Raw genomic sequence first — 18,393 nt, 5'->3', positions numbered from 1 at the left:
CGTGAACGGGTGGTGGCCACCACCCGTTCAAACAAAAGAGGCAGAAGGATCATAACAAATCCTTCTGCCTCTCAAAGTATAAGCCCGCCACAAAGGCGAGCTTATTTTAATGTTGGTTGCGGGGGCATACCTGTTTGCCCAATTCTTTTCCCCGAGAAACATCAGATTTTGGTGCACTCGGTAGAGAATTGAGACCATACATTTCCGATCCTTGTCAAGTCGTTAACGGCATGATGGGGGTCCTACAATGCCAGCCGAATGGGGTCAGGCGAAGATCGAAATCCTTGCTTTGCGAGATGAAATTCTCGGCAAGCTTGAGCAAGGCATTCTGGTCAGAACAATCTACGAAGAACTGAGTGCATCGGGACGTATCACAATGTCTCGCCGGTCATTCTATGACCGCGTTAAACGAATGCGTACTGAAGCCTCGAAGTCCACACGCAACACCTCTGCGCAGTCCACTGCTAGGACCAGCAAACCAATCCAGAGCTACCTGACTGAGAAGTCGGAGCCTGCCACAAGCAACTTGCTCCCTAGCCTGAAGGCCGAAGAGCAAGAAGAGCTTGATCGCTTGTGGGAAGGATCGTCGGACGACACGGAGGAAACTCCGTGAGCTCCTGGCAATCAGACTACCTCACCCTTCACACCCGCCTGCGGCAAGCCCGCGAGAGCCAACGTCTCACCCAAGCTGGTGCAGGTGAATGCATAGGCGTGTGCGAACGCACCTATCGAGATTTTGAGGCTGGCAGGACAGATCTGTCTGCAGCCCACGTGTTCCGCCTCGCGACTGTGCTGGGCATCAAAATTATCATTTCAGATGGAGTTATCGCCGATGGCGTTGATTAATCTTACCCTTCAGGGCAAGGGCGGGGTCGGCAAGTCGTTTGTCGCAAGCCTGCTCGCACAGCATTACCTCAAACGCGACACCCCGGTTCATTGCTATGACACCGATCCGGTCAACCAGACCTTTGCCGGATACAAGGCTTTTCCCGTCGAAACCATTCGGCTCGGCGAACGTCCTGATGAGATCAACCCGCGTTATTTCGATGCCCTGATCGAACAGATCATGACCAGCCCGGAAGATGGGGTGGTTGTGATCGATAACGGGGCCAGCACCTTCTTGCCGCTGCTTGGCTATATGGTCGAAGCGCAGGCGCTGCAGATGCTTGCCGATGCCGGTCATGAGGTTCGCCTCCATACCGTGCTTACCGGTGGGCAGGCGCTGAATGACACCATGCAGGGCCTCCATCAGGTTCTGCAGAGCGTTCCCGATATTCCCGTTGTCGTGTGGCTCAACGAGTATTTCGGGCGGATTGAACGCAAGAATGCATCGGGCGAAGTCGAGAGCTTCGAGCATTCTGGACTTTATAAAAAGAACAAGAACCGCATTCACGCGCTGGTCCGTTTGCCCGAGGTTCGCAAAGAAACCTTTGGCCATGACATCGAGCAAATGATGCGCGCACGCCTGACCTTTGACGAGGCAGGTAAACATGCCGACTTTCCCCTGATGTCACGCCAACGCCTGATGATGACCTGGCGCAGCATTGGGGCCGCCATGGAACAGGCGGTGCTGTAATGGCCAGCGTTCTTGATGAGGCTCCGCCGCCGCCCCTGACCATGGACAGCATCGAAGAGCTGCGCACCCATTTGTGGAAAGTTCATCAGGTCACCGTCGAGGACGGTGACCCGGTGCTCATGATCTACACCATCCACAAGGTCGTGCTCGACGAGCATCGCCGCCTGATTGATCAGCATAACCGGACCCTGTCCGGGATCATTCAAGCACAGGCTGAAACCTTCACCAACGATGTGACCGTCGCCATCGAGGACTTCAAGAATGAAGCCCTGACCGATGCCGTGCGGGAACGTCTGTCTGCCATGCAGGAAGCCGCCCGCCTTGCCGATACGGCTCAGGACCGCTTTCGCAAGATGGTCAAGCTCGTCTCCATCCTCACCGCTCTCAATCTGGTCGCCGTCGTCTTCACGCTGGGCGTCCTCACCGTTTTGACGATCTGACGACAAGGAAAACAGAACATGGATAAACGCAACCTTTTCAAAATCGCTGTCATCGCTGGTCTTGCCACATTGGCCATGACCGAACCGGCTTTTGCACAAGACACTACAGGCGGCAATTGGTGGGATCCAGTAGTCGCCTTCTTGGAACTTCTGGCCGAAGGCTTTGGCAAGATCTTCGCCATCGCACTGGGTCTTGGCTTGGTCGTCTATGGTGGCTGGGGGGCTTTCACCGGCAGGCTAGATCCGCAACGCGGCATCATGATGGTGATTGGCGGCATTCTGGTCACGGCAGGACCGGCCATTGCTTCAGGTCTTCTGGGGGTTCTTCGATGAAAGCCGCCAGTGCTGTTCTCATTCAGGTCCAGCGCCAGATGACGCTGATCGGTCTGCCGGTCTCGCTTCTGCTTGTTGCCGGTCTCGCTGGCGTTCTTGGTTTTGTTCTGCCCGTCGTGTTCGATTTTCCTGCCGTGGTTATTCCAGGCGGGATCTTGGGCTTTGTCGGCGCATGGATCTATCTCGTCAAACATCAGCGGATCAATCCGAACTATGACCGCGATCTGCTGGTGACCCCGATGTTTTGGGGCAGCCGTAAGGGTGAGCGCCTCCTGACCACGGGAGGACGCAAATGATTTGGACCGATGTGATCACCACCGGCCTTGTGACCGGTATGGCCGGGGGGCTGGTCGTTCCGGCAGCTCGTCGCTTCTTGCTGGGTGATATTGAGCAAGACTGGCTGCAGGACGAACTTGAGCTCGACGGGATTGATCCGGTCGATGGCGTCACTGTACGCGGCAAGGACGGGTCGCTATCGCGTATATGGCACCTGCAAGGCACCAGCTATGACGCCCGTATCGAGAGCGAGCAACAAACCTTGTTGCTCGGTCGCCAGTCCCTGTTGCAAGAGCTTGGCAAACGGTCGGTCACTGTTCGGTTGTTCGCAATCAAACGCCAGCGCGAGATTTCCGCCCATGCAAACTGGCCCAATAGCGTGCTTGATGAAATCGGCACGGCGGAAGCACGACAATATAAATCCAGCTATTTCATCGACTGGTATCTGATGGCAACGGCTCAGACCATGCAGCCCTTGCTGGATGCCGAAGAGAAAATCCCCGCCATCCTGTCCGAATATCGTCCAGAACTTCTTGCACGCTCTGATGACGATCAGCCTTGTTTGCTTTCCGGGTTTCTCAATGGATTGGTCAGCGGCGATTATCGCCGAGACCTTCCGGCAACCAGTCACAACCTGTCTGCGAACCTTCCGGCATCTGACCTTCATTGCGACAAGGTGACCGGCACCATCACAACCCATGTTCCGGCTCGCCAGTTCCAAAAGGTCATTACCGTCACACTCTGGCCGGAAACAGTCTCCGGCCATCTGATCGGCGAGATCCTCGCCCTGCAGGGCGATATCGAGATTTGCCAGATATGTGATCCCTGGGGCAGCGATCAGGCGATGCTGGTCAATAAGCGCCGTATGGCCGGTGAGTCTAATTCGTGGTTTGGCAATCCTGCTGCAGCAGCAGAAGTCTCAACGCTTCTGGATCTTCTGGCCGAAGGCAAAACTGCCCTCTTTGCCACGCAGTTTCAGATCATTCCCCGCGCCGAAACCGAGGAAAAACTCAACGGCCTTATCCGCGAGATCACGGAGATCCTTGGCAACAAACGGATCGGGTATGCCATGCAAACCAAGGGAGCACCGGTCTGCTGGTTTAACCGCTTGCCTGTCGTTTCCAAACGCAAGATCAGATTACCAGGCAGTCAGTTTATGGCTCCGCTCGATCTGCGCGATCAGAACATCGCAGCCCTTTGGGCTTTGCCGCATTCGGCAACCGGCATGTTGGCCAGCCAGTTCGGCCCAGCACCGGTGCGCTGGTTTAAAACACCAACAGGGCAGTCCTATGCATTCCAGTTTCAGGTGGTCAACAAGCCATTCTCGCTTGGCAACTTTCTAGTTTTTGCGCCGTCCGGGGTCGGCAAGTCCACCCTGATCATGCATCTGATGGGTGGCCTTGCGAAGTTTGAGAATGTGCGGTCTTACATCTTTGATTCCAAGGAAGGCACGCGCTTCATGGTCGAAGCCATGGGCGGTCTTTATCAAGCCTATGACGGACTATCGCTCAATCCTCTGGATGTTGGTGACGACACACCAAAGAACCGCGAACGTGTTTATGCGATCCTCAAATCTCTGGCCGGAATAGATCTCGAAGACGGTGACATCGATGCGCTTAATCATGCCGTAGATCTGACGTTTCAGATTGAACCGCCTCATCGCACATTGAATGCCATCTATCCCTTTGCCTTTGCCCGTCGCTCGGCCCTCCGTCGCGCCTTTGCGCAGTGGGTGACGGACGACAAGGGCAATACAGGCCTTCGGAGCCACATCTTCAACGCGCCACATGACAGCCTCGGTGGTCTTTTGAACCAGTCGCACATGGTTGGGATCAATATGAATGAGGCGCTGGCCGACCCGGCTCTTGGCGGGCCGGTAGTTGGTCATATCTCCGAGGCCATCAGTAAATCCGTTGCCGGACGCAATGGTGGCTTTGTCATTTTCATTGATGAAGCGGCCAAGCTTCTTTCCAACCCCGGCTTCCGGGATCTCGGTGCCGAGATGTATCGCGAATACCGCAAACTTGGCGGTGCGGTTGGCATGGCGTTTCAGGATCCGGCAGGTCTGGGCAAAACCGGGGCCGCTGAGGCGATCATCGAAAACACCGCCACCATGATCTTCTTCCCGAACTCCAAGGTCACGGAAGTGAGCCTCAAGCCGTTCAATCTCAATGAAGAGCAAAAGCTGTTTGTCCAGGGCCGCACGCGATCACGCAAGAAGAATGATCGGCGGGTGCTGATCATCAAGCGCGATGAGGCCAGCGGATTTGAGGAAAGCGCCATTCTTGACGTCGATCTGACACCGCTTGGCGATGCTGTGCGGTTCTACCGTTCCGGGCCGGATGCCAATAACGATCTGGCCACCATTCAACGCAAATGGGGGGACGCATGGCCAAGCCATCTGTAAGCAACTGCGATCACCCGGACATGATCAAACAATCCCTTTTAATGATGACTGTAACCAGCCTTGTTGGTGCGGTCGGACTGATTGCGATGATGCATTGGCCGCTCGCAACCAGTGTTGTCCTGATCGTCTTGCTTGTCCTTCTTCTGGCAGGAGGTCGATCATGAACCGGCGTCTTCGTTCAGTTGCTCTGGCCTTCGGGATTGTTCTAGCATCCCCGGCCATTGCCTATGCGACCTATCCGGTGATCGATGTGTCTGCCATTGCCAAGTTGGGCGAACAGCTCAGCAAGATGCAAAAGCAGATTGATCAGCTCAAGCAACATACCGAATGGCTGACCAAACTGAGCGCTCAGGCCCAGGGCACGATTGATGCTATCGGGGCCATGGGGCAGATCACGTTGCCCGTGCTGAACATGCAGAAGCTCACCAACCGGATCATGCGCGACATTCAATGTCTGACGCCGGATCTCTCTGGCCTAATGCCAGGTATGAATCTTGATGATCTCGATTTCTTCAGCATCTGCGAAGGCCGCAGCATCTATCGCAAGTCGCTTTGGTTTGATCCGAACGATCCTTCGACCTGGACCTTCCCCGAAGGCAGCGAGTTTGCTGGCAGCAACAATGGCTCAGGTTCCGGCAGCGGTGTCTGGTCCAACCCGGATCACCCGGTCAACAAAGCCAAATGGCAAGCACAACAACAAGCCCGTGCCATGGTCGAAGCCAGACGTGAAGAACTGGCCAAAGACGCGGTTACAACAGGCTTGGCTCAGAGCGATCTGACCGTTCAAAGTGCAGAAGAAATTCAGCAGGCCATCGAAGAGCTTGAAGCAGGCACCAACGGTGCGGCGGATATGAAGCGTCTTCTGATGGCAATTGCCAAATGGATGGCGATGTCTAATCGCCAGCAGGTTCAACAGCAGCAGCTCATGGCGCAACTGGTCAAAATCCAGTCAACCATGTTGCTGCAATACCTGCCGCCCCAGCAGCGTGAAGATGCGGAGGCGGCAGAATGATCGGCTTAGTTTCCTGCCAAAAACGTGTTGTCGCGTTTCACATCATTCTCGGTACGCCAATCGGGAAGATCGCGGCACGAATGAGTGAAAACGTTTCGCTGCTCCATCGTCCAACAAGAACCGGCCTGTTTCCATTCGTTCCAGGCAAACGCTTTGTCTGTATTGGTGACAGCTCGGTAGACATGCTTCCAAACCTCATAAACCCGATGGAGATCATATCCGCGCTGTATGAGGTCGCCTTCCGGATGCTTCGCCAGCCTCTGCAGAACTTCCTCTCGCGATCCAACGACAAGTTCTTTGTTCGCTTCATACACCGGCATTACGCGGTCCCACTCGGAGACAGCATCTGCACGAGTGTAGTTCGTCCAAAGAGACACCGCGTAATCCCAATCCAAGTAGTCGGACTTTTGGGAATAAATCTGCGCGTTAGCGGCTCCCCCAAAAACCAAAAGGAATACGGCGATGAATGACGACGACATCACTTGCCTGACATGCGACGTGGTGACGGAGTATGTCGATCTGGCAAACAGTTTCACCCAGAACCTGAGCACTGTGCTGCTCGAACCCATGTGGTTCATCTATCTCTCCGTCGTTGGTCTATGGATCGTCATTCATGGCGGCAAGATGATCATGGGAAAGGGCGATCTAATTGGATTCGCTCATGAATTCGCGTTCATCATTATAGCCGGTCTGCTGCTGGGCGGGCAAGGGCCCACTCTCGTAAATTCCATCTATCAGATGGCTTTATCAACGATGGGTAGTGCTGCTGGTGTCGTTCTGTCTGCAGGTATGGAAGGTGGGATTACAACTGCCACGATACCGAGTGAAGCCACATCTCTTGGCGGCATGGCGCAGTTGGTCTATGTCGCCGAGCAAGGTTTGATGAGCGTACTTCGTATCGCCTTTGAGATATGGGCATCGATCTCGCTCGGCAATCTGATGGCCGGGGTCTACGGCGTCCTGCTCGCCCTGCCCTACATCATCCTGATCATTGTCTATTTCAGCCAGGTTGTTGTCAGCATCTTCCGCGTGATGATGTTCTCGGCCCTTTCTCCAATCCTGATGCTTGCCGTCGGGTTCGGTTGGGGACGTGGCATGGCGATCACGGGGGTTCGAACCGTCTTTGCCGCCTTCATGGTGCTGTTCGGCTCAACACTGGCTTTGGCACTTTGTCTCTATGGTGCCGCTTCGCTTGACATCCAGAACACAGAGAATGTTCGCGAGATCACCTCTATCGACAATCCGGGTCTGTGGGTTGCCATCGTTCTTGGCTGGATGGGGACAGCCTTTATGGCCGAGGCCACCGGCATGGCCAACTCGATTGCCGGATCCCAGCTGACCAATCAGGCCGCTGCCGTCATCACTGCAGGCATGACCGCAACCGGTCTGTCCCTCGTCAATGCGGCCAAGAAATATGCGCCGGGTGGAGCATCAGCTGCGCTTGATGCTGTTCTTCTGGGTGCGGGAGCCGCCCGCAATCCGGTTGGAGCTGCAGGGGCAGCCAAAGACAGCCTCGTTGCCGCCAAGAATGCCGTCATGGAACGCCTCAAGACACCGACCTTTGATCGGGGAGGCAAGCCATGAACCGTCTCAAGCAATTCCTCCGTGATGTCGTTCTGATCATCGCCGCTTTTCCCCTCGTTGAGCTCTGGCTGCTGGTTCTGACCGGCATGTTTTCGCCCGAAAGCCTGATCGTCTTTGTCATGGCCCTTCGCGAAGTCGATGCGGACCAGTTGGCCGGTCTAATGCGTAGCGCCGTTCATATCTGGATTGCGCTTTCCATCGTCCTTGCCCTTGCCAAGCTTGTTCTTGGCGTGGGCGCTTCATCCTCCCCGACCGTCCCCAATCAGAAAGGATCGCAGCCATGCGCCTGATCCCCACACATTTTGTCCCAATTCTTTGCTTTGCCGTTTTCCTGTCCGGCTGTGTCTCCGTTTCAAAAGACCGCGAGATCCCCAAGGACGGAACCGGAACCGATGAGATGAAACTCAGCCCCTGTGTTTGTGATCCGGTTGAGTTCAATGGCGAAGGTTTCTCATGGCTTGGCTAGGGCGCATCGGCAAACGCGATAACGGGCGCAAGTCGATGGTCAAAGCCGCATCAACACACAAAGCCACCGTTGCTGCAGATCCGTTCAGCTTTCAGGCCAGCCATCGCAGGCTCGCCTGGATGCTGCGCCTGTCCGCCGGAACCAACATTGTGCTTGGCGCTGGCGTCGTCGTTCTAGTGCAAACGGTTGCGCATCTCGTACCGCTCAAGGAAACCGAGATTGCCTTGGTTCGGACCTATGGCCCGGATGACCGTACCTACGTTGTCGAACCCGTCAGCAAGAAGGTCGAAGGTTTTGAAGTCTTTCTTGAAGCTCAGGCCAAGCGTTTCGTTCTGATCACCAATGAGATTGATCCTGTCACACAGCAAGAACGCCAGCGCGAAGCATCACGGCTTTCTGATGCCAGCTTCTGGGAACGCTTCAAACGTGAACGGATCGATAGCGGTCTGGTCACTGAGGCGCTTGAAAAAGGCATCGAGCGCGAAGTGCGGATCGTCTCCATCGATCCCATCGCCACCTTATCGTCAGACCATAAATACGCAGTCGATTTCATCCAGATCGACCATCGTCGCGGCAAAGAGATCTCGCGCAAAAACTCGCGCGCCTACCTGACGCTGGCCACCCGTCCGCAAAACGTCTCCGAAGCCGACAAATACACCAATCCTTTTGGCGTCACCGTGCTCGACATGGTGCTTAGAGAAAGAGGCGCGTCATGAAACGCCTGATCCATCTTGTTTTCCATCTCGTCTTTGGCAGCCTTATTCTGGCCGTCCTCATTCTTGGCTACAAGCAGGCCAATGCGCAGACCGCTGCACGCCCACCAATGCCAGGACAATCGCAGCAGCCCTTTACCGGTACGCAAGCTACGCCGCAACAATCCGCGTCTGCCATGCCGGTGCCCGAAAGCGTGGTCGATCAAGCCCGCGATCAGAATGAGGGCTACTTCAACGCAATGAGCCGTCCGCGCACCAGCGGCCAGGTTCAGGATGTTTGGGACGATGCAGATCCGAGTGAAGCGGTTTATGCGACCGATCTGTGTGATGATTGTACCTACAAGATCCGCACGCGCGAGTTCATGGTCACCGTGCTTGAACTGCCGCGCGGTGAAAAGATTGAAGCGGTCGACCTTGGCGATGATGGCGGTTTTTCTGTCAAACCACGCGGTGACCGTCGTTTGGCTGTGCGCCCCAGCGGATACGGTTATGACACCTCACTTGTCGTCTATGGCAAATCAGGTACTGTTTATCCGTTCTATTTGAGGGCCGAGAGCTTCAACTCGGTCAATGTGCCCGATCTGATTGTGCGGATTGAAGGATCCGTTCAGATCGAGAGCGATCCGGCGGTTGCGGGCTTTGACGACATAGGTAAAGCCAGCCTTCCGGCGATGTCTGTTCCTGGGCCAGGCAACAAGTCTGCTGCCATCGACGATGCAGTTGCTGCGCTGAGTGACACCAATCCGAGCACGCCTGAAGGCGACTTTGTTGCACAATCCCCGTTCGATCCGAACGCCCTGCATGGCTGGGGTGACTATGATCTCTGGGGCGATGAAACACTGCGCCCGGAGACAGTCTTTCGGGATGACCACTTCACCTATATCCGCTTTGGCAAGCGCTGGAAGGATATCGAACTGCCGACTGCCTATGTGGTGGTCGATGGCATTGATGAGCTGGTCAATACCCGTGTCCAGGGCGAGACCTACATCATTGAAAGCACTCGCCCGCTGATCACGCTCAAAAGCGGTAAGAGCTTCCTCTGTGTTGAATATACCGGGGAAGGCGTATGAGTGCATTTTGTGATGTCGCACTGGTGCTAGGCCTGACCTTTGGGGGTGTGTGCGCCGAACCGGTTGTGAATGAACCGCCAACCCTGCCTGCTGATGACCCATCAGTCTGGGCCCTTCCAGCCCCGCCGCCACCAGCGCCGGTGGCCCCTGCCCCAACTATGCCGCCGATCATCATCAAGGAAGCCAAACCGGAACCGGAACCAGAGCCAGCCCCGGCTCCCGAGCCTGTGCCCCAACCTGAAACTGTTCCTGAACCGCCCGCGCCGGATCCCTATCGCACGGCATTGGAAGCTGCCTGGCAACATCGCGTTTCCTTGTCGTCAGACTGGGGCACTCCGGCATGGGTGTCTTCTGACATGGCCGGGGCTTCGGGCCATGCTGTCCTGCCTAGCATGACAACCCATGCTGCACTTGATCCGCTTGATCTGCCGGTCAGTGAGGACGAGAAAGCCGACTATGAAGGCCCTCGACGGACATCCACACTTCCAGTCGACAACAGCCGGATCATTACGGCGGATCGCTATATCACCGTGATCCTTGAAACCGGGATCAACAGTCAGGTTGGCGGTGATGCAACCGGCACCGTGATCGTCCAGTCGGCACGTGATGTCTATGGCTATCACGGGCGCAATGTTCTGATCCCCAAAGGATCCCGACTGATCTGCAATTATGATCCACCCAAGGACATGGGCAGTTCGCGCCTGTCGATTTCTTGTGAACGGATCCTGATTGCCGGACACCGTGCCGAGATCCGCCAACTCGCATCCCCGATCAGTGATATTCAGGGTCGCCAAGGGGCTGCTGGCGAAGTGGATCGCCGTTTCTGGGAACGCTATGGCACCGCCTTCATGCTGACCGGCATTTCGACGGCTGTTCGCTATGCCGCCGCGACAACAAAATCAGAAGAAAGCGACGGCGAAGTCGCAACCGCGGCTGCTGAAAAAGCTGCCGAAGAACTCTCGACCCGCTTTGGCGAGATCAGCGCCAGCGTGCTCGAAGAAACCCTTTCGCTGCAACCCATCATCACCATCCCCCAAGGCACCCGCCTTCAGATCCGTCCGGCAACGGACTGGTACATCGCAAATGTGGAGTAAAAGCATGAACAAACGAACCCTTTGGTGTTTGCTCCTGTCATCCTGTCTTGTCTCACCCGCACTGGCGCAACTGGCCGAGCCAACCGCCTCCTCGCAAGCCGAGCCCGGCATCGAGGAAATGGTGCGCAAGGTGAATATCGTCACCCGTGCCAAAACCCGGACCGCGGTCTCGGAAAACGAACCAATGGCTATTGATCTTGGCTTGGTAGATGTCCCTGGTGCGCCTCCCAAATTAACCGAAGGTGTCACCGCCAAGGCTTATGCCCGCTATGTCACTTTTGAGGACAATTTGATCGCGCAACTGGTGCTGACCGGCGTTGAAAAAGACGGTAAATCGGAACCACTCGATTCAAACGATTTTGTCGCCCAATTCAATATTGATAGCCCCGAGCTTGATCCCACGTCCCCTGTGACCATCGAGGGCAATCAGGAAACGCTGCTTGCCGCTCTGCAGCGCTTAAATGATGTCGAGGAAGAGGACGACAAGGAAGAAAAGGAAACCGAAAGTGCTGAGGCTGATACCGGTGCCTCAAACAATGTCGGATCGAATGCATCAAAGAATGCCGATGCTGCCGGTTATTCGACACCATCAGCCCTTGATGTGGACGAAGATACCAGCACACCGACCGTGCGTGTCACGACCGAAGGCTGCAACATCCGGGTTGATCTGGCCCAGCTCGTCGCTGTCCAGCAAAGCCGTGTCGAAACCACCGAAGACGGCAATGTAAGCGCGGGAACTTGTGAGGATGGTGCAGATCGCTATCCACTGGATCGCAGCTATTCAGTTTGTGGCGATACCATCGATATGGAGACGCGCCAGGCAACCGCACAGTATCTACTGTATTACACCGATGGCGGCGGCAACCGTCAGGAAGTCACTGACTGCCTGAAGGATGAAGACAAGGTCTTTGACATCACAGAGAAGACCTCGGCCTGCTCGGTCTATCTTGATTATAACGAGATGATGGCTGTTCCGCAGGCGTCCCTCGTCTATGTCAATGCGAGCAACAATGAAGTCCAAGTCAGAAGCTGCGAACCTTCAGAAGAGCTGGCGGCGGTTCCCCTCGTCTCGGTTACCGATGGCTGTTCCATCCGGCATGATTTTGCCGCTGGTCGCTCCTATCAAACCGGTCGTCATATTTATGAGCTGAACGGCACCACCTGGCAGGCCGATGCCTGTTCGGACAATGGCACCGAATACCCCCACGAAACGGTCTACAAAAGTGCCGCTGGTCAGGAAGTTTGCGTTCCGATCATTAATCAGGCGGCTGGCACCGTCACCCGCCAAAGCCGCAAGCAGATTGTGGTCAACGGGGTTGAGCAATTCATTACCGAATGCAAACCCGACAGCACCAATATCGCCATCCAGTCGACGATTGATGGCTGTGACAATCCCTCACTCTGGAACCACGATCTTGCGGCTGGCACCAGTTATGGTCGCGAGCGGTTTTACTATCTGCTTGATAGCATTCCGCAATATGTCACCGAATGTCAGGATAGCGAGATTGCCTATCCGCATCATGTCGAGACCACTGGTTGGCAAAACCATGATGACCAGTTGTTCTCCTATCGGCTGACCACAGTCTATATCGAAGGCACCCCGAAAGGTCGTTACAACATCAAGACCAGTGAAGTTCTGCCGGGCGAACCTCAGACCGCCTATGTTTATGATGGTCAGGGACCGAAAGCCAATGGTGATATCTGGTACGAGGACTGCACCCGGTTTGAAGGGCGCGATCTTGTAAACACCTATAAGCGCCCGGATGGCACGACTTATGGCTTGAAAGTCGATGAAGCGACACCGGCCAATCTGGGGAATGTCTGCAGTGCGGTTGTTAGCTGGGCCGCCCCTACTTATTCGAGTTGGACCGCCCCACAAAATCATAGTGGTGGCCCATGCGGTAACAGCAGTTATACCGCAGGCAGTTATGTAAACCAGGGCGGCGGCGATGGTTACTCATGGGAAAATCGTTCTCTCTCACTTTCCAATCATTGCAACTACACCTCCAGTGTTGGCACCAAGATCATCAAGCGCGAAGACGGTGAGATCATTGGCGATGCCATCGAGAAAACCTGCACGACATCTTCCGCATATGGGGCCTACGAGCAAAAGCGCTCGGGCAACCAGTACTGGATCAATTACCGTGGCAATTCCGGCGGATCACCGGCACACACCGATGCGGTGAAAAGCAGTTGCATGGGCAGTTGGGGGTGGTGGTAATGAACGCCCTTTCCCCCAATCCGCTTTTTGAGAAGATCCTCGGCCCGCTGGCCACCTATTACGGCGATCTCTCAACCGTCGAAATCCGCATGAACCGCCCCCACCGCGTCGTTACTGAACGACGCGGGGAAGGCAAGCGCGAGATCGAAGATCCTGCCCTTACACTGGCCGCCATCGAGCGGATTGCCATCAGTCTCGCCAACCAGCGTGGTCTCAAGTTCAATCCCGATGACAATCCAAAGCTCTCCTGCATTCTGCCGGGCAATCATCGTTGCGAGATCCTCGTCGGTGCATCGGTCAGATCACATCTGAGCCTCGCGATCCGCTGCAAGCATCCGTTCACACCGTCTTGGGAACAGGCTGGCGTGACACCAGCCATCCGCGATTATCTGATCGATAAGGTCGCGGGTGATGCCAACATGATCATCAGTGGTGCGACCAACACTGGCAAAACGACCTTGCTCAACATGTTGCTCGCTACCATTGATCCGGCCCGGCGTGTGCTGGCCATCGAGGATACGCCAGAGCTGCATATCGAACAGTTCTGGGATGGCAATGGCCTGATTGCGGCCCGTGAGGCCGGAACGGGCAGCGGCATGGTTGGTTGGCGCGAGATCTATGATCACCTAATGCGGATCACGCCCGATCATATCCTGTTTGGCGAAATCAGCACCCAGAACGCCTTTGCCGCACTGGCAGCACTCAATTCCGGTGTCACCGGCTTTATGTGCACCATCCATGCCGAAAGCCCCTGGCAAGCCATTCACCGCAAGTTCGATCAGAACATCGCTTGGGCCGGTGAGACCATGCCACGTGTGCCGGAGTTTCTGGCCGAACTGGTTGATGTTGTGGTTCAGATCAAACGCAACGCCGATGGCTGGCGGCGGATCACAGATATCTGGGAGCCGCGCAATGATCGCTATGTGCTTAAAGACGGCAAGGAGATGCTGTCATGACAGCGATTTATCGTCTGACCCTTCCGGTCATACTGATTGCCATGATCACTGCCATTCTCTGGCAATGGCATCTGGCTGTTGGCTTTGACGCTCTTGATCTGCGTTGGTGGCAATGGTCGCTTGACGCTGCCGCCCACCCTGCTGGCCTTCCCGATGAAATGCTTTATCCGGCTCTTTGGATTGGCATCACTGGATTGCTTTGCATGTTCGGCGTGCTGGCGCTGGCCGCACGGGCCAATAACAGCACGCTCAAGGGCAACCGAAAAGGCGACGAACTGCATGGCTCGGCCCGTTGGGCAAAGCTGAAAGACCTCAGGAAAGCACGCCTGTTTCGGAAGGACGGGGTTGTCATCGGTGGTTGGCCATCATGTTTTGGCCGGATCCGCGAATTGCGCCATGACGGGCCGGAGCATGTTCTGGTCTGGGCTCCAACTCGTACAGGTAAGGGGGTGAGCCTCATTCTCCCCACCTTGCTCAGCTGGCGCGAAAGCATTCTTTGTCTTGATATCAAGGGCGAGAACTTTGCCAAGACGGGTGGCTGGCTTGCCAGCATTGGTCATCGGGTATTGCGGTTTGAGCCTGCAGCACCTTCGGGCTCGGCACGATTTAATCCGCTGGCCGAAGTTCGGATCGATAGCGAACAGGATATTGCCGACTGTCAGAACATCGCCGCAATGATCATTGATCCGGACGGCAAAGGCATGTCCGGAAACTATTGGCGCGAGGAAGGCTGGGGCTGGCTCTCAGTCGTGCTGCTTCATGTGATCTATCGCGTAAGACGCGATGAAAACCGGATTGCCTGCTTTGATGATGTGAACATCTTCCTTTCCGGCATCACCGGACAACCAAGCGAAGACGGCCAGTCTGAACAGGCTGATGACAATTTCGAGCATATCCTTGCTGAAATGGCCGCTTTTGATCATGGCAAATCCCATGTAAACAAGGAAGTTCGGCGCGGGGCCAACAGTATGATGATCAAGGCCCCGCAAGAACGCTCTGGCGTGCATTCAACCGCCAAAACACAGCTCACCGTCTTTGCCGATCCGATCATCGCGCGGAATACCGCGACCAGCGACTTCCGCCTTCATGATTTGATGAATGGTGATGCGCCAATGGCACTCTTTCTTGTCGTTTCACCTGCCGACAAGGATCGCTTGCGGCCCCTGCTGCGCATCATCCTCAACCTGTTCATGCGCCGTCTGACCGAACGCATGGAGTTTGGATCTGGCCAAACGCTTGCCGGATACAAGCATCGCTTGCTTTTGATGCTTGATGAGTTCACCTCCATTGGCAAGTTGGAGATCTTCGAGGAATCACTGGCCTTCATGGCCGGATATGGCCTCAAGGCCATGATCATCGTCCAGAATACCGAACAGCTCTTCAAGCATTACGGACGTGATGAGTCGATCATGGCCAATTGCAAGATCCGGGTCGCCTTCACGCCAAACAAGCTCGAAACCGCCAAGCTGCTTTCCGACATGACCGGTAAGGCAACCATCGTTCAGAAACGCCGATCCCGTTCTGGCCGGATGGGCGACCTTGGATCGGTCTCGGACAATCTGGCCGAAACTTCCCGCCCGCTTCTCACCCCTGATGAATGCATGCGCCTGCAGATCATTGATACCGATGGCCGCAAACCGGTCCCCGGCGATGCCCTGATCTTTGTCGCCGGTCTGCCGCCCATCCTTGGCCGTCAAAAGCTCTATTTCCTGGATCGCGAACTGTCTCGTCGTTCGCAAATGACGCCACCCCAAATGGCGATCTCTTCCAACACACCTGCCTCTCTCAAAGGACCCAAATCATGAAAACACCCAATACACTTGAAAAAGGCACTCCTGCGTCTGCAGCCCTCAATGACCAGGACTATCTCGCACTGGCCTCTTCCATGATCAATGCAGAAAGCCTCACCGGCCCCGTGCCGGTCGATCCGGATATTGCCGAGGCGATGGGTGCGTTTGCAGAGGACGCGCTTTCCGCTGATGACGCACTCGACAGTCATTTTGACGGGGTCGATCCGACCGCTGATGCGGAGGGTTCGAACCATGGCTGATAAGAAAAGCTATCGCGATCAGGTAGTCGAGGAACTGCTTGGCCATATCGAAGCAGGCACCGCCCCATGGCAAAAACCATGGGAACCTGGAAAGGTCCGCATGGCCCCGTTCAATCCGGTCTCCGGCAAGGACTATCGTGGCATCAATGCGCTTTGGCTTGAAATGCGCGGGCGCTCCGATCCGCGCTGGATGACCTATCGCCAGGCGGCGGCCCAGGACGCGCAAGTCCGCAAGGGTGAGAAAGGCACCATGATCGAATATTGGAAATGGTCCGAGCGCGAAAAGGTGCTGGATGAAAACGGCAAGCCGGTTCTTGACGACAAGGGTGTCGCCAAAACCCGCGACGTGAGGCTGGACCGGCCACGGGTATTTCATGCTGTCGTATTCAATGCCGAACAGATCGATGGTCTGGCTCCCTATATCGCGCCAGAACCGACCTTCAGTCCGGTCGAGCGGGCCGAACAGATCCTCAAACAGGGCAATGTGCCGATCTTCCATGATCAGATTGACCGGGCCTTTTACCGGTCTTCGTCAGATGAGATCTATATGCCCCATCAGGCGGCTTTCAAAGGTCAGTATGAATATTACGCCACAGCCTTGCATGAGCTGGGCCATGCCACCGGTCATGGATCACGCATGGCGCGAGAGTTCGGGCCGTTTGGCTCGGAAGTTTACGCCAAGGAAGAGCTGCGCGCCGAGATCGCCAGCTACATGCTGACCACCGAGCTTGGCCTTGGCCATTATCCGGAACGCCATGCCGCCTATGTCGGCTCTTGGATGAAAGCCATCAAGGAAGACCGCAATGCGCTGTTCGCTGCTGCGCGGGATGCAGAAAACATCCGCACCTGGATCATGGAGCCAGATCTGCGTCAAAGCCTTATCCCGGTGAAAGCCAAAGAACAAGCCAAAACCATCGCCCAAAACCCGGCTGTTGAACGCCAGAAGGAAAATGCCATGAGTGATGAGATGTCACAGGCTCCCAACCAGGACACCAACACCGAGCGCAAACGCATCTATCTCAATGTGCCGTTTAGTGAGAAGGATGAAGCCAAGGCGCTGGGCGCAAAATGGGATCGCCGGGCCAAGGCCTGGTATGCCCGCGATGATATGGAGCTCGGCCCCTTCAAACGCTGGCAGGAAACCAAAGCCAAAACCCCTGAGCCTAGGATCAGCCCGGAACAGGAATTTGCAAAAGCGTTGAAGGAAAACGGTCTGATCCTTGAAGGCCCACCGACCATGGACGGCAAATGGCATCGGGTTGCGGTTGAAGGAGATCGCAAGGGCCAGAAAAGTGGATCCTATCGCGGGTTTCTAGAAGGTCTCCCGGCAGGCAACATCACCAATTACAAGTCCGGGCAAGATCCGGTCAAATGGGTGGCGACCGGCACCAAGGTTGATCCGAAGGAACTGGAACAGTCCAGAGCCGAAGCCGCTGCGCGCAAGGCAGCCCAGGAACAGGAAATGCTAGCACAATATCGGGCAGTGGCCAAGCGGGCCTACGGGATTTTCCAAAACGCCGAACCAGCACCAGGCAATCACCCCTATTTACAAAACAAACAGGTGCCCGCCGGGGATCTGCGCATTGATCAATCGGGCAACCTTCTGATGCCGATGGCCAATGACAAAGGCTTTATCGAGAACGTACAGACCATCCATCCCGATGGCACCAAGATGTATCTCAAGGACGGGAAGAAGCGCGGTCTGATGCATGTGATCGAAGGTGATCCCAAAGGCCCGATGATCGTGACTGAAGGCTATTCCACCGGTCAAAGCCTGCATATGGCCAGCGGGCTGACGGTGGTGGTTGCACTTGATTCCGGAAACCTCGCCCCCGTGGCCGAGGCCCTTCACAAGAAGCATCCGGATCGCGCCCTGGTGATTGCGGCTGATGATGACCATGCCAAGCAGATTAATGCCGGGATCAAGGGCGCTGAGCGAGCATCTAAGCTGACCGGGGCGAAGATCCTGCGTCCGGATCTTCGCGACGATGAAAAGGCCAAAGGTCTTACCGACTTTAACGACATCCATCGGGAACGCGGGATTGAGGCCCTGAAACGCTTTGTCACCGAACAGCTCGGCCTGACCAAACCGAAAGCCAAAACCAGAACACGGGGACGCGAGCAGCAGGCTGCCAGCTTGGCCGTCTGATCCCTGAAAGCCGGTGGCGCAATGAACGCCACCGGCAACTATTTAT

Annotated in this window: 21 protein-coding genes; 20 read left to right on the top strand and 1 reads right to left on the bottom strand. The window is 55.7% G+C overall.

The features are described 5' to 3' along the window. Nucleotides 1-247 precede the first annotated feature (247 nt). The 9 genes from ACXAIA_RS20285 to ACXAIA_RS20245 are packed head-to-tail and all read left to right on the top strand — an operon-like array spanning nucleotide 248 to nucleotide 6,044. Nucleotides 248-613: a hypothetical protein gene (locus ACXAIA_RS20285; RefSeq protein ID WP_475350959.1), complete on the top strand. Its 366-nt coding sequence runs from the start codon at nucleotides 248-250 to the stop codon at nucleotides 611-613. Next, a complete protein-coding gene (locus ACXAIA_RS20280; protein WP_114104301.1) occupies nucleotides 610-846 on the top strand; it encodes a helix-turn-helix transcriptional regulator in 237 nt (78 codons plus the stop codon). Before ACXAIA_RS20285 ends, ACXAIA_RS20280 begins: the two co-directional genes overlap by 4 nt. After that, a complete protein-coding gene (locus ACXAIA_RS20275) occupies nucleotides 833-1,576 on the top strand; it encodes a P-loop NTPase family protein (protein ID WP_475350958.1) in 744 nt (247 codons plus the stop codon). The genes ACXAIA_RS20280 and ACXAIA_RS20275 overlap by 14 nt, the downstream gene beginning before the upstream one ends. Further along, the gene (locus ACXAIA_RS20270) at nucleotides 1,576-2,016 is read left to right on the top strand and encodes a hypothetical protein (RefSeq protein WP_475350957.1); all 441 of its coding nucleotides are present in this window, start codon (nucleotides 1,576-1,578) and stop codon (nucleotides 2,014-2,016) included. The genes ACXAIA_RS20275 and ACXAIA_RS20270 overlap by 1 nt, the downstream gene beginning before the upstream one ends. Nucleotides 2,017-2,034: 18 nt before the next feature. Next, on the top strand, nucleotides 2,035-2,349 hold the full coding sequence (locus ACXAIA_RS20265) for a TrbC/VirB2 family protein (RefSeq protein WP_475350956.1): 315 nt from the start codon (nucleotides 2,035-2,037) through the stop codon (nucleotides 2,347-2,349). After that, on the top strand, nucleotides 2,346-2,645 hold the full coding sequence (locus ACXAIA_RS20260) for a hypothetical protein (RefSeq protein WP_475350955.1): 300 nt from the start codon (nucleotides 2,346-2,348) through the stop codon (nucleotides 2,643-2,645). Before ACXAIA_RS20265 ends, ACXAIA_RS20260 begins: the two co-directional genes overlap by 4 nt. After that, entirely contained in the window at nucleotides 2,642-5,032 is a 2,391-nt protein-coding gene (locus tag ACXAIA_RS20255) for a VirB4 family type IV secretion system protein (protein WP_475350954.1), read from the top strand. The genes ACXAIA_RS20260 and ACXAIA_RS20255 overlap by 4 nt, the downstream gene beginning before the upstream one ends. After that, complete coding sequence (locus ACXAIA_RS20250; RefSeq protein WP_475350953.1) at nucleotides 5,014-5,196, top strand: hypothetical protein; 183 nt, start codon at nucleotides 5,014-5,016, stop codon at nucleotides 5,194-5,196. Before ACXAIA_RS20255 ends, ACXAIA_RS20250 begins: the two co-directional genes overlap by 19 nt. Further along, on the top strand, nucleotides 5,193-6,044 hold the full coding sequence (locus tag ACXAIA_RS20245) for a hypothetical protein (protein WP_475350952.1): 852 nt from the start codon (nucleotides 5,193-5,195) through the stop codon (nucleotides 6,042-6,044). The genes ACXAIA_RS20250 and ACXAIA_RS20245 overlap by 4 nt, the downstream gene beginning before the upstream one ends. A gap of 5 nt (nucleotides 6,045-6,049) precedes the next feature. On the opposite strand, the gene ACXAIA_RS20240 is transcribed toward ACXAIA_RS20245, so the two are convergent. Further along, a complete protein-coding gene (locus ACXAIA_RS20240) occupies nucleotides 6,050-6,523 on the bottom strand; it encodes a hypothetical protein (protein ID WP_475350951.1) in 474 nt (157 codons plus the stop codon). On the opposite strand from ACXAIA_RS20240, the gene ACXAIA_RS20235 reads away from it, so the two are divergent. The 11 genes from ACXAIA_RS20235 to ACXAIA_RS20185 are packed head-to-tail and all read left to right on the top strand — an operon-like array spanning nucleotide 6,507 to nucleotide 18,347. Then, nucleotides 6,507-7,628: a hypothetical protein gene (locus ACXAIA_RS20235; protein ID WP_475350950.1), complete on the top strand. Its 1,122-nt coding sequence runs from the start codon at nucleotides 6,507-6,509 to the stop codon at nucleotides 7,626-7,628. The genes ACXAIA_RS20240 and ACXAIA_RS20235 overlap by 17 nt on opposite strands. Then, a complete protein-coding gene (locus ACXAIA_RS20230) occupies nucleotides 7,625-7,918 on the top strand; it encodes a hypothetical protein (protein ID WP_475350949.1) in 294 nt (97 codons plus the stop codon). Before ACXAIA_RS20235 ends, ACXAIA_RS20230 begins: the two co-directional genes overlap by 4 nt. Beyond that, nucleotides 7,909-8,094 (top strand): hypothetical protein, encoded by a 186-nt coding sequence (locus ACXAIA_RS20225; protein WP_475350948.1) that lies wholly within the window; start codon nucleotides 7,909-7,911, stop codon nucleotides 8,092-8,094. The genes ACXAIA_RS20230 and ACXAIA_RS20225 overlap by 10 nt, the downstream gene beginning before the upstream one ends. Beyond that, the gene (locus ACXAIA_RS20220; protein ID WP_475350947.1) at nucleotides 8,082-8,810 is read left to right on the top strand and encodes a VirB8 family type IV secretion system protein; all 729 of its coding nucleotides are present in this window, start codon (nucleotides 8,082-8,084) and stop codon (nucleotides 8,808-8,810) included. The genes ACXAIA_RS20225 and ACXAIA_RS20220 overlap by 13 nt, the downstream gene beginning before the upstream one ends. Further along, a complete protein-coding gene (locus tag ACXAIA_RS20215) occupies nucleotides 8,807-9,877 on the top strand; it encodes a TrbG/VirB9 family P-type conjugative transfer protein (RefSeq protein ID WP_475350946.1) in 1,071 nt (356 codons plus the stop codon). Before ACXAIA_RS20220 ends, ACXAIA_RS20215 begins: the two co-directional genes overlap by 4 nt. Next, nucleotides 9,874-10,971: a TraB/TrbI/VirB10 family type IV secretion system protein gene (locus tag ACXAIA_RS20210; RefSeq protein ID WP_475350945.1), complete on the top strand. Its 1,098-nt coding sequence runs from the start codon at nucleotides 9,874-9,876 to the stop codon at nucleotides 10,969-10,971. The genes ACXAIA_RS20215 and ACXAIA_RS20210 overlap by 4 nt, the downstream gene beginning before the upstream one ends. A gap of 4 nt (nucleotides 10,972-10,975) precedes the next feature. Continuing rightward, nucleotides 10,976-13,192 (top strand): hypothetical protein, encoded by a 2,217-nt coding sequence (locus tag ACXAIA_RS20205; protein WP_475350944.1) that lies wholly within the window; start codon nucleotides 10,976-10,978, stop codon nucleotides 13,190-13,192. After that, the gene (locus ACXAIA_RS20200; RefSeq protein ID WP_475350943.1) at nucleotides 13,192-14,148 is read left to right on the top strand and encodes an ATPase, T2SS/T4P/T4SS family; all 957 of its coding nucleotides are present in this window, start codon (nucleotides 13,192-13,194) and stop codon (nucleotides 14,146-14,148) included. The genes ACXAIA_RS20205 and ACXAIA_RS20200 overlap by 1 nt, the downstream gene beginning before the upstream one ends. After that, on the top strand, nucleotides 14,145-15,953 hold the full coding sequence (locus ACXAIA_RS20195; protein ID WP_475350942.1) for a type IV secretory system conjugative DNA transfer family protein: 1,809 nt from the start codon (nucleotides 14,145-14,147) through the stop codon (nucleotides 15,951-15,953). Before ACXAIA_RS20200 ends, ACXAIA_RS20195 begins: the two co-directional genes overlap by 4 nt. Continuing rightward, the gene (locus ACXAIA_RS20190) at nucleotides 15,950-16,198 is read left to right on the top strand and encodes a hypothetical protein (RefSeq protein ID WP_475350941.1); all 249 of its coding nucleotides are present in this window, start codon (nucleotides 15,950-15,952) and stop codon (nucleotides 16,196-16,198) included. The genes ACXAIA_RS20195 and ACXAIA_RS20190 overlap by 4 nt, the downstream gene beginning before the upstream one ends. Continuing rightward, a complete protein-coding gene (locus ACXAIA_RS20185; protein ID WP_475350940.1) occupies nucleotides 16,191-18,347 on the top strand; it encodes a zincin-like metallopeptidase domain-containing protein in 2,157 nt (718 codons plus the stop codon). Before ACXAIA_RS20190 ends, ACXAIA_RS20185 begins: the two co-directional genes overlap by 8 nt. Nucleotides 18,348-18,393: the final 46 nt, after the last annotated feature.

The sequence above is a fragment of the Thalassospira sp. ABL2_045 genome (genome assembly GCF_056161285.1).
Note: the sequence above shows the minus strand (reverse complement) of the source record. Positions and strands in the feature narration are given on the sequence as shown.

Bases quoted from the DNA above. Each gene is read 5' to 3' on its own strand.
- ACXAIA_RS20285 (WP_475350959.1), top strand. From the start codon at position 248: ATGCCAGCCGAATGGGGTCAGGCGAAGATCGAAATCCTTGCTTTGCGA.
- ACXAIA_RS20275 (WP_475350958.1), top strand. From the start codon at position 833: ATGGCGTTGATTAATCTTACCCTTCAGGGCAAGGGCGGGGTCGGCAAG.
- ACXAIA_RS20270 (WP_475350957.1), top strand. From the start codon at position 1,576: ATGGCCAGCGTTCTTGATGAGGCTCCGCCGCCGCCCCTGACCATGGAC.
- ACXAIA_RS20265 (WP_475350956.1), top strand. From the start codon at position 2,035: ATGGATAAACGCAACCTTTTCAAAATCGCTGTCATCGCTGGTCTTGCC.
- ACXAIA_RS20260 (WP_475350955.1), top strand. From the start codon at position 2,346: ATGAAAGCCGCCAGTGCTGTTCTCATTCAGGTCCAGCGCCAGATGACG.
- ACXAIA_RS20255 (WP_475350954.1), top strand. From the start codon at position 2,642: ATGATTTGGACCGATGTGATCACCACCGGCCTTGTGACCGGTATGGCC.
- ACXAIA_RS20250 (WP_475350953.1), top strand. From the start codon at position 5,014: ATGGCCAAGCCATCTGTAAGCAACTGCGATCACCCGGACATGATCAAA.
- ACXAIA_RS20245 (WP_475350952.1), top strand. From the start codon at position 5,193: ATGAACCGGCGTCTTCGTTCAGTTGCTCTGGCCTTCGGGATTGTTCTA.
- ACXAIA_RS20235 (WP_475350950.1), top strand. From the start codon at position 6,507: ATGAATGACGACGACATCACTTGCCTGACATGCGACGTGGTGACGGAG.
- ACXAIA_RS20240 (WP_475350951.1), bottom strand. From the start codon at position 6,523: ATGTCGTCGTCATTCATCGCCGTATTCCTTTTGGTTTTTGGGGGAGCC.
- ACXAIA_RS20230 (WP_475350949.1), top strand. From the start codon at position 7,625: ATGAACCGTCTCAAGCAATTCCTCCGTGATGTCGTTCTGATCATCGCC.
- ACXAIA_RS20225 (WP_475350948.1), top strand. From the start codon at position 7,909: ATGCGCCTGATCCCCACACATTTTGTCCCAATTCTTTGCTTTGCCGTT.
- ACXAIA_RS20220 (WP_475350947.1), top strand. From the start codon at position 8,082: ATGGCTTGGCTAGGGCGCATCGGCAAACGCGATAACGGGCGCAAGTCG.
- ACXAIA_RS20215 (WP_475350946.1), top strand. From the start codon at position 8,807: ATGAAACGCCTGATCCATCTTGTTTTCCATCTCGTCTTTGGCAGCCTT.
- ACXAIA_RS20210 (WP_475350945.1), top strand. From the start codon at position 9,874: ATGAGTGCATTTTGTGATGTCGCACTGGTGCTAGGCCTGACCTTTGGG.
- ACXAIA_RS20205 (WP_475350944.1), top strand. From the start codon at position 10,976: ATGAACAAACGAACCCTTTGGTGTTTGCTCCTGTCATCCTGTCTTGTC.
- ACXAIA_RS20200 (WP_475350943.1), top strand. From the start codon at position 13,192: ATGAACGCCCTTTCCCCCAATCCGCTTTTTGAGAAGATCCTCGGCCCG.
- ACXAIA_RS20195 (WP_475350942.1), top strand. From the start codon at position 14,145: ATGACAGCGATTTATCGTCTGACCCTTCCGGTCATACTGATTGCCATG.
- ACXAIA_RS20190 (WP_475350941.1), top strand. From the start codon at position 15,950: ATGAAAACACCCAATACACTTGAAAAAGGCACTCCTGCGTCTGCAGCC.
- ACXAIA_RS20185 (WP_475350940.1), top strand. From the start codon at position 16,191: ATGGCTGATAAGAAAAGCTATCGCGATCAGGTAGTCGAGGAACTGCTT.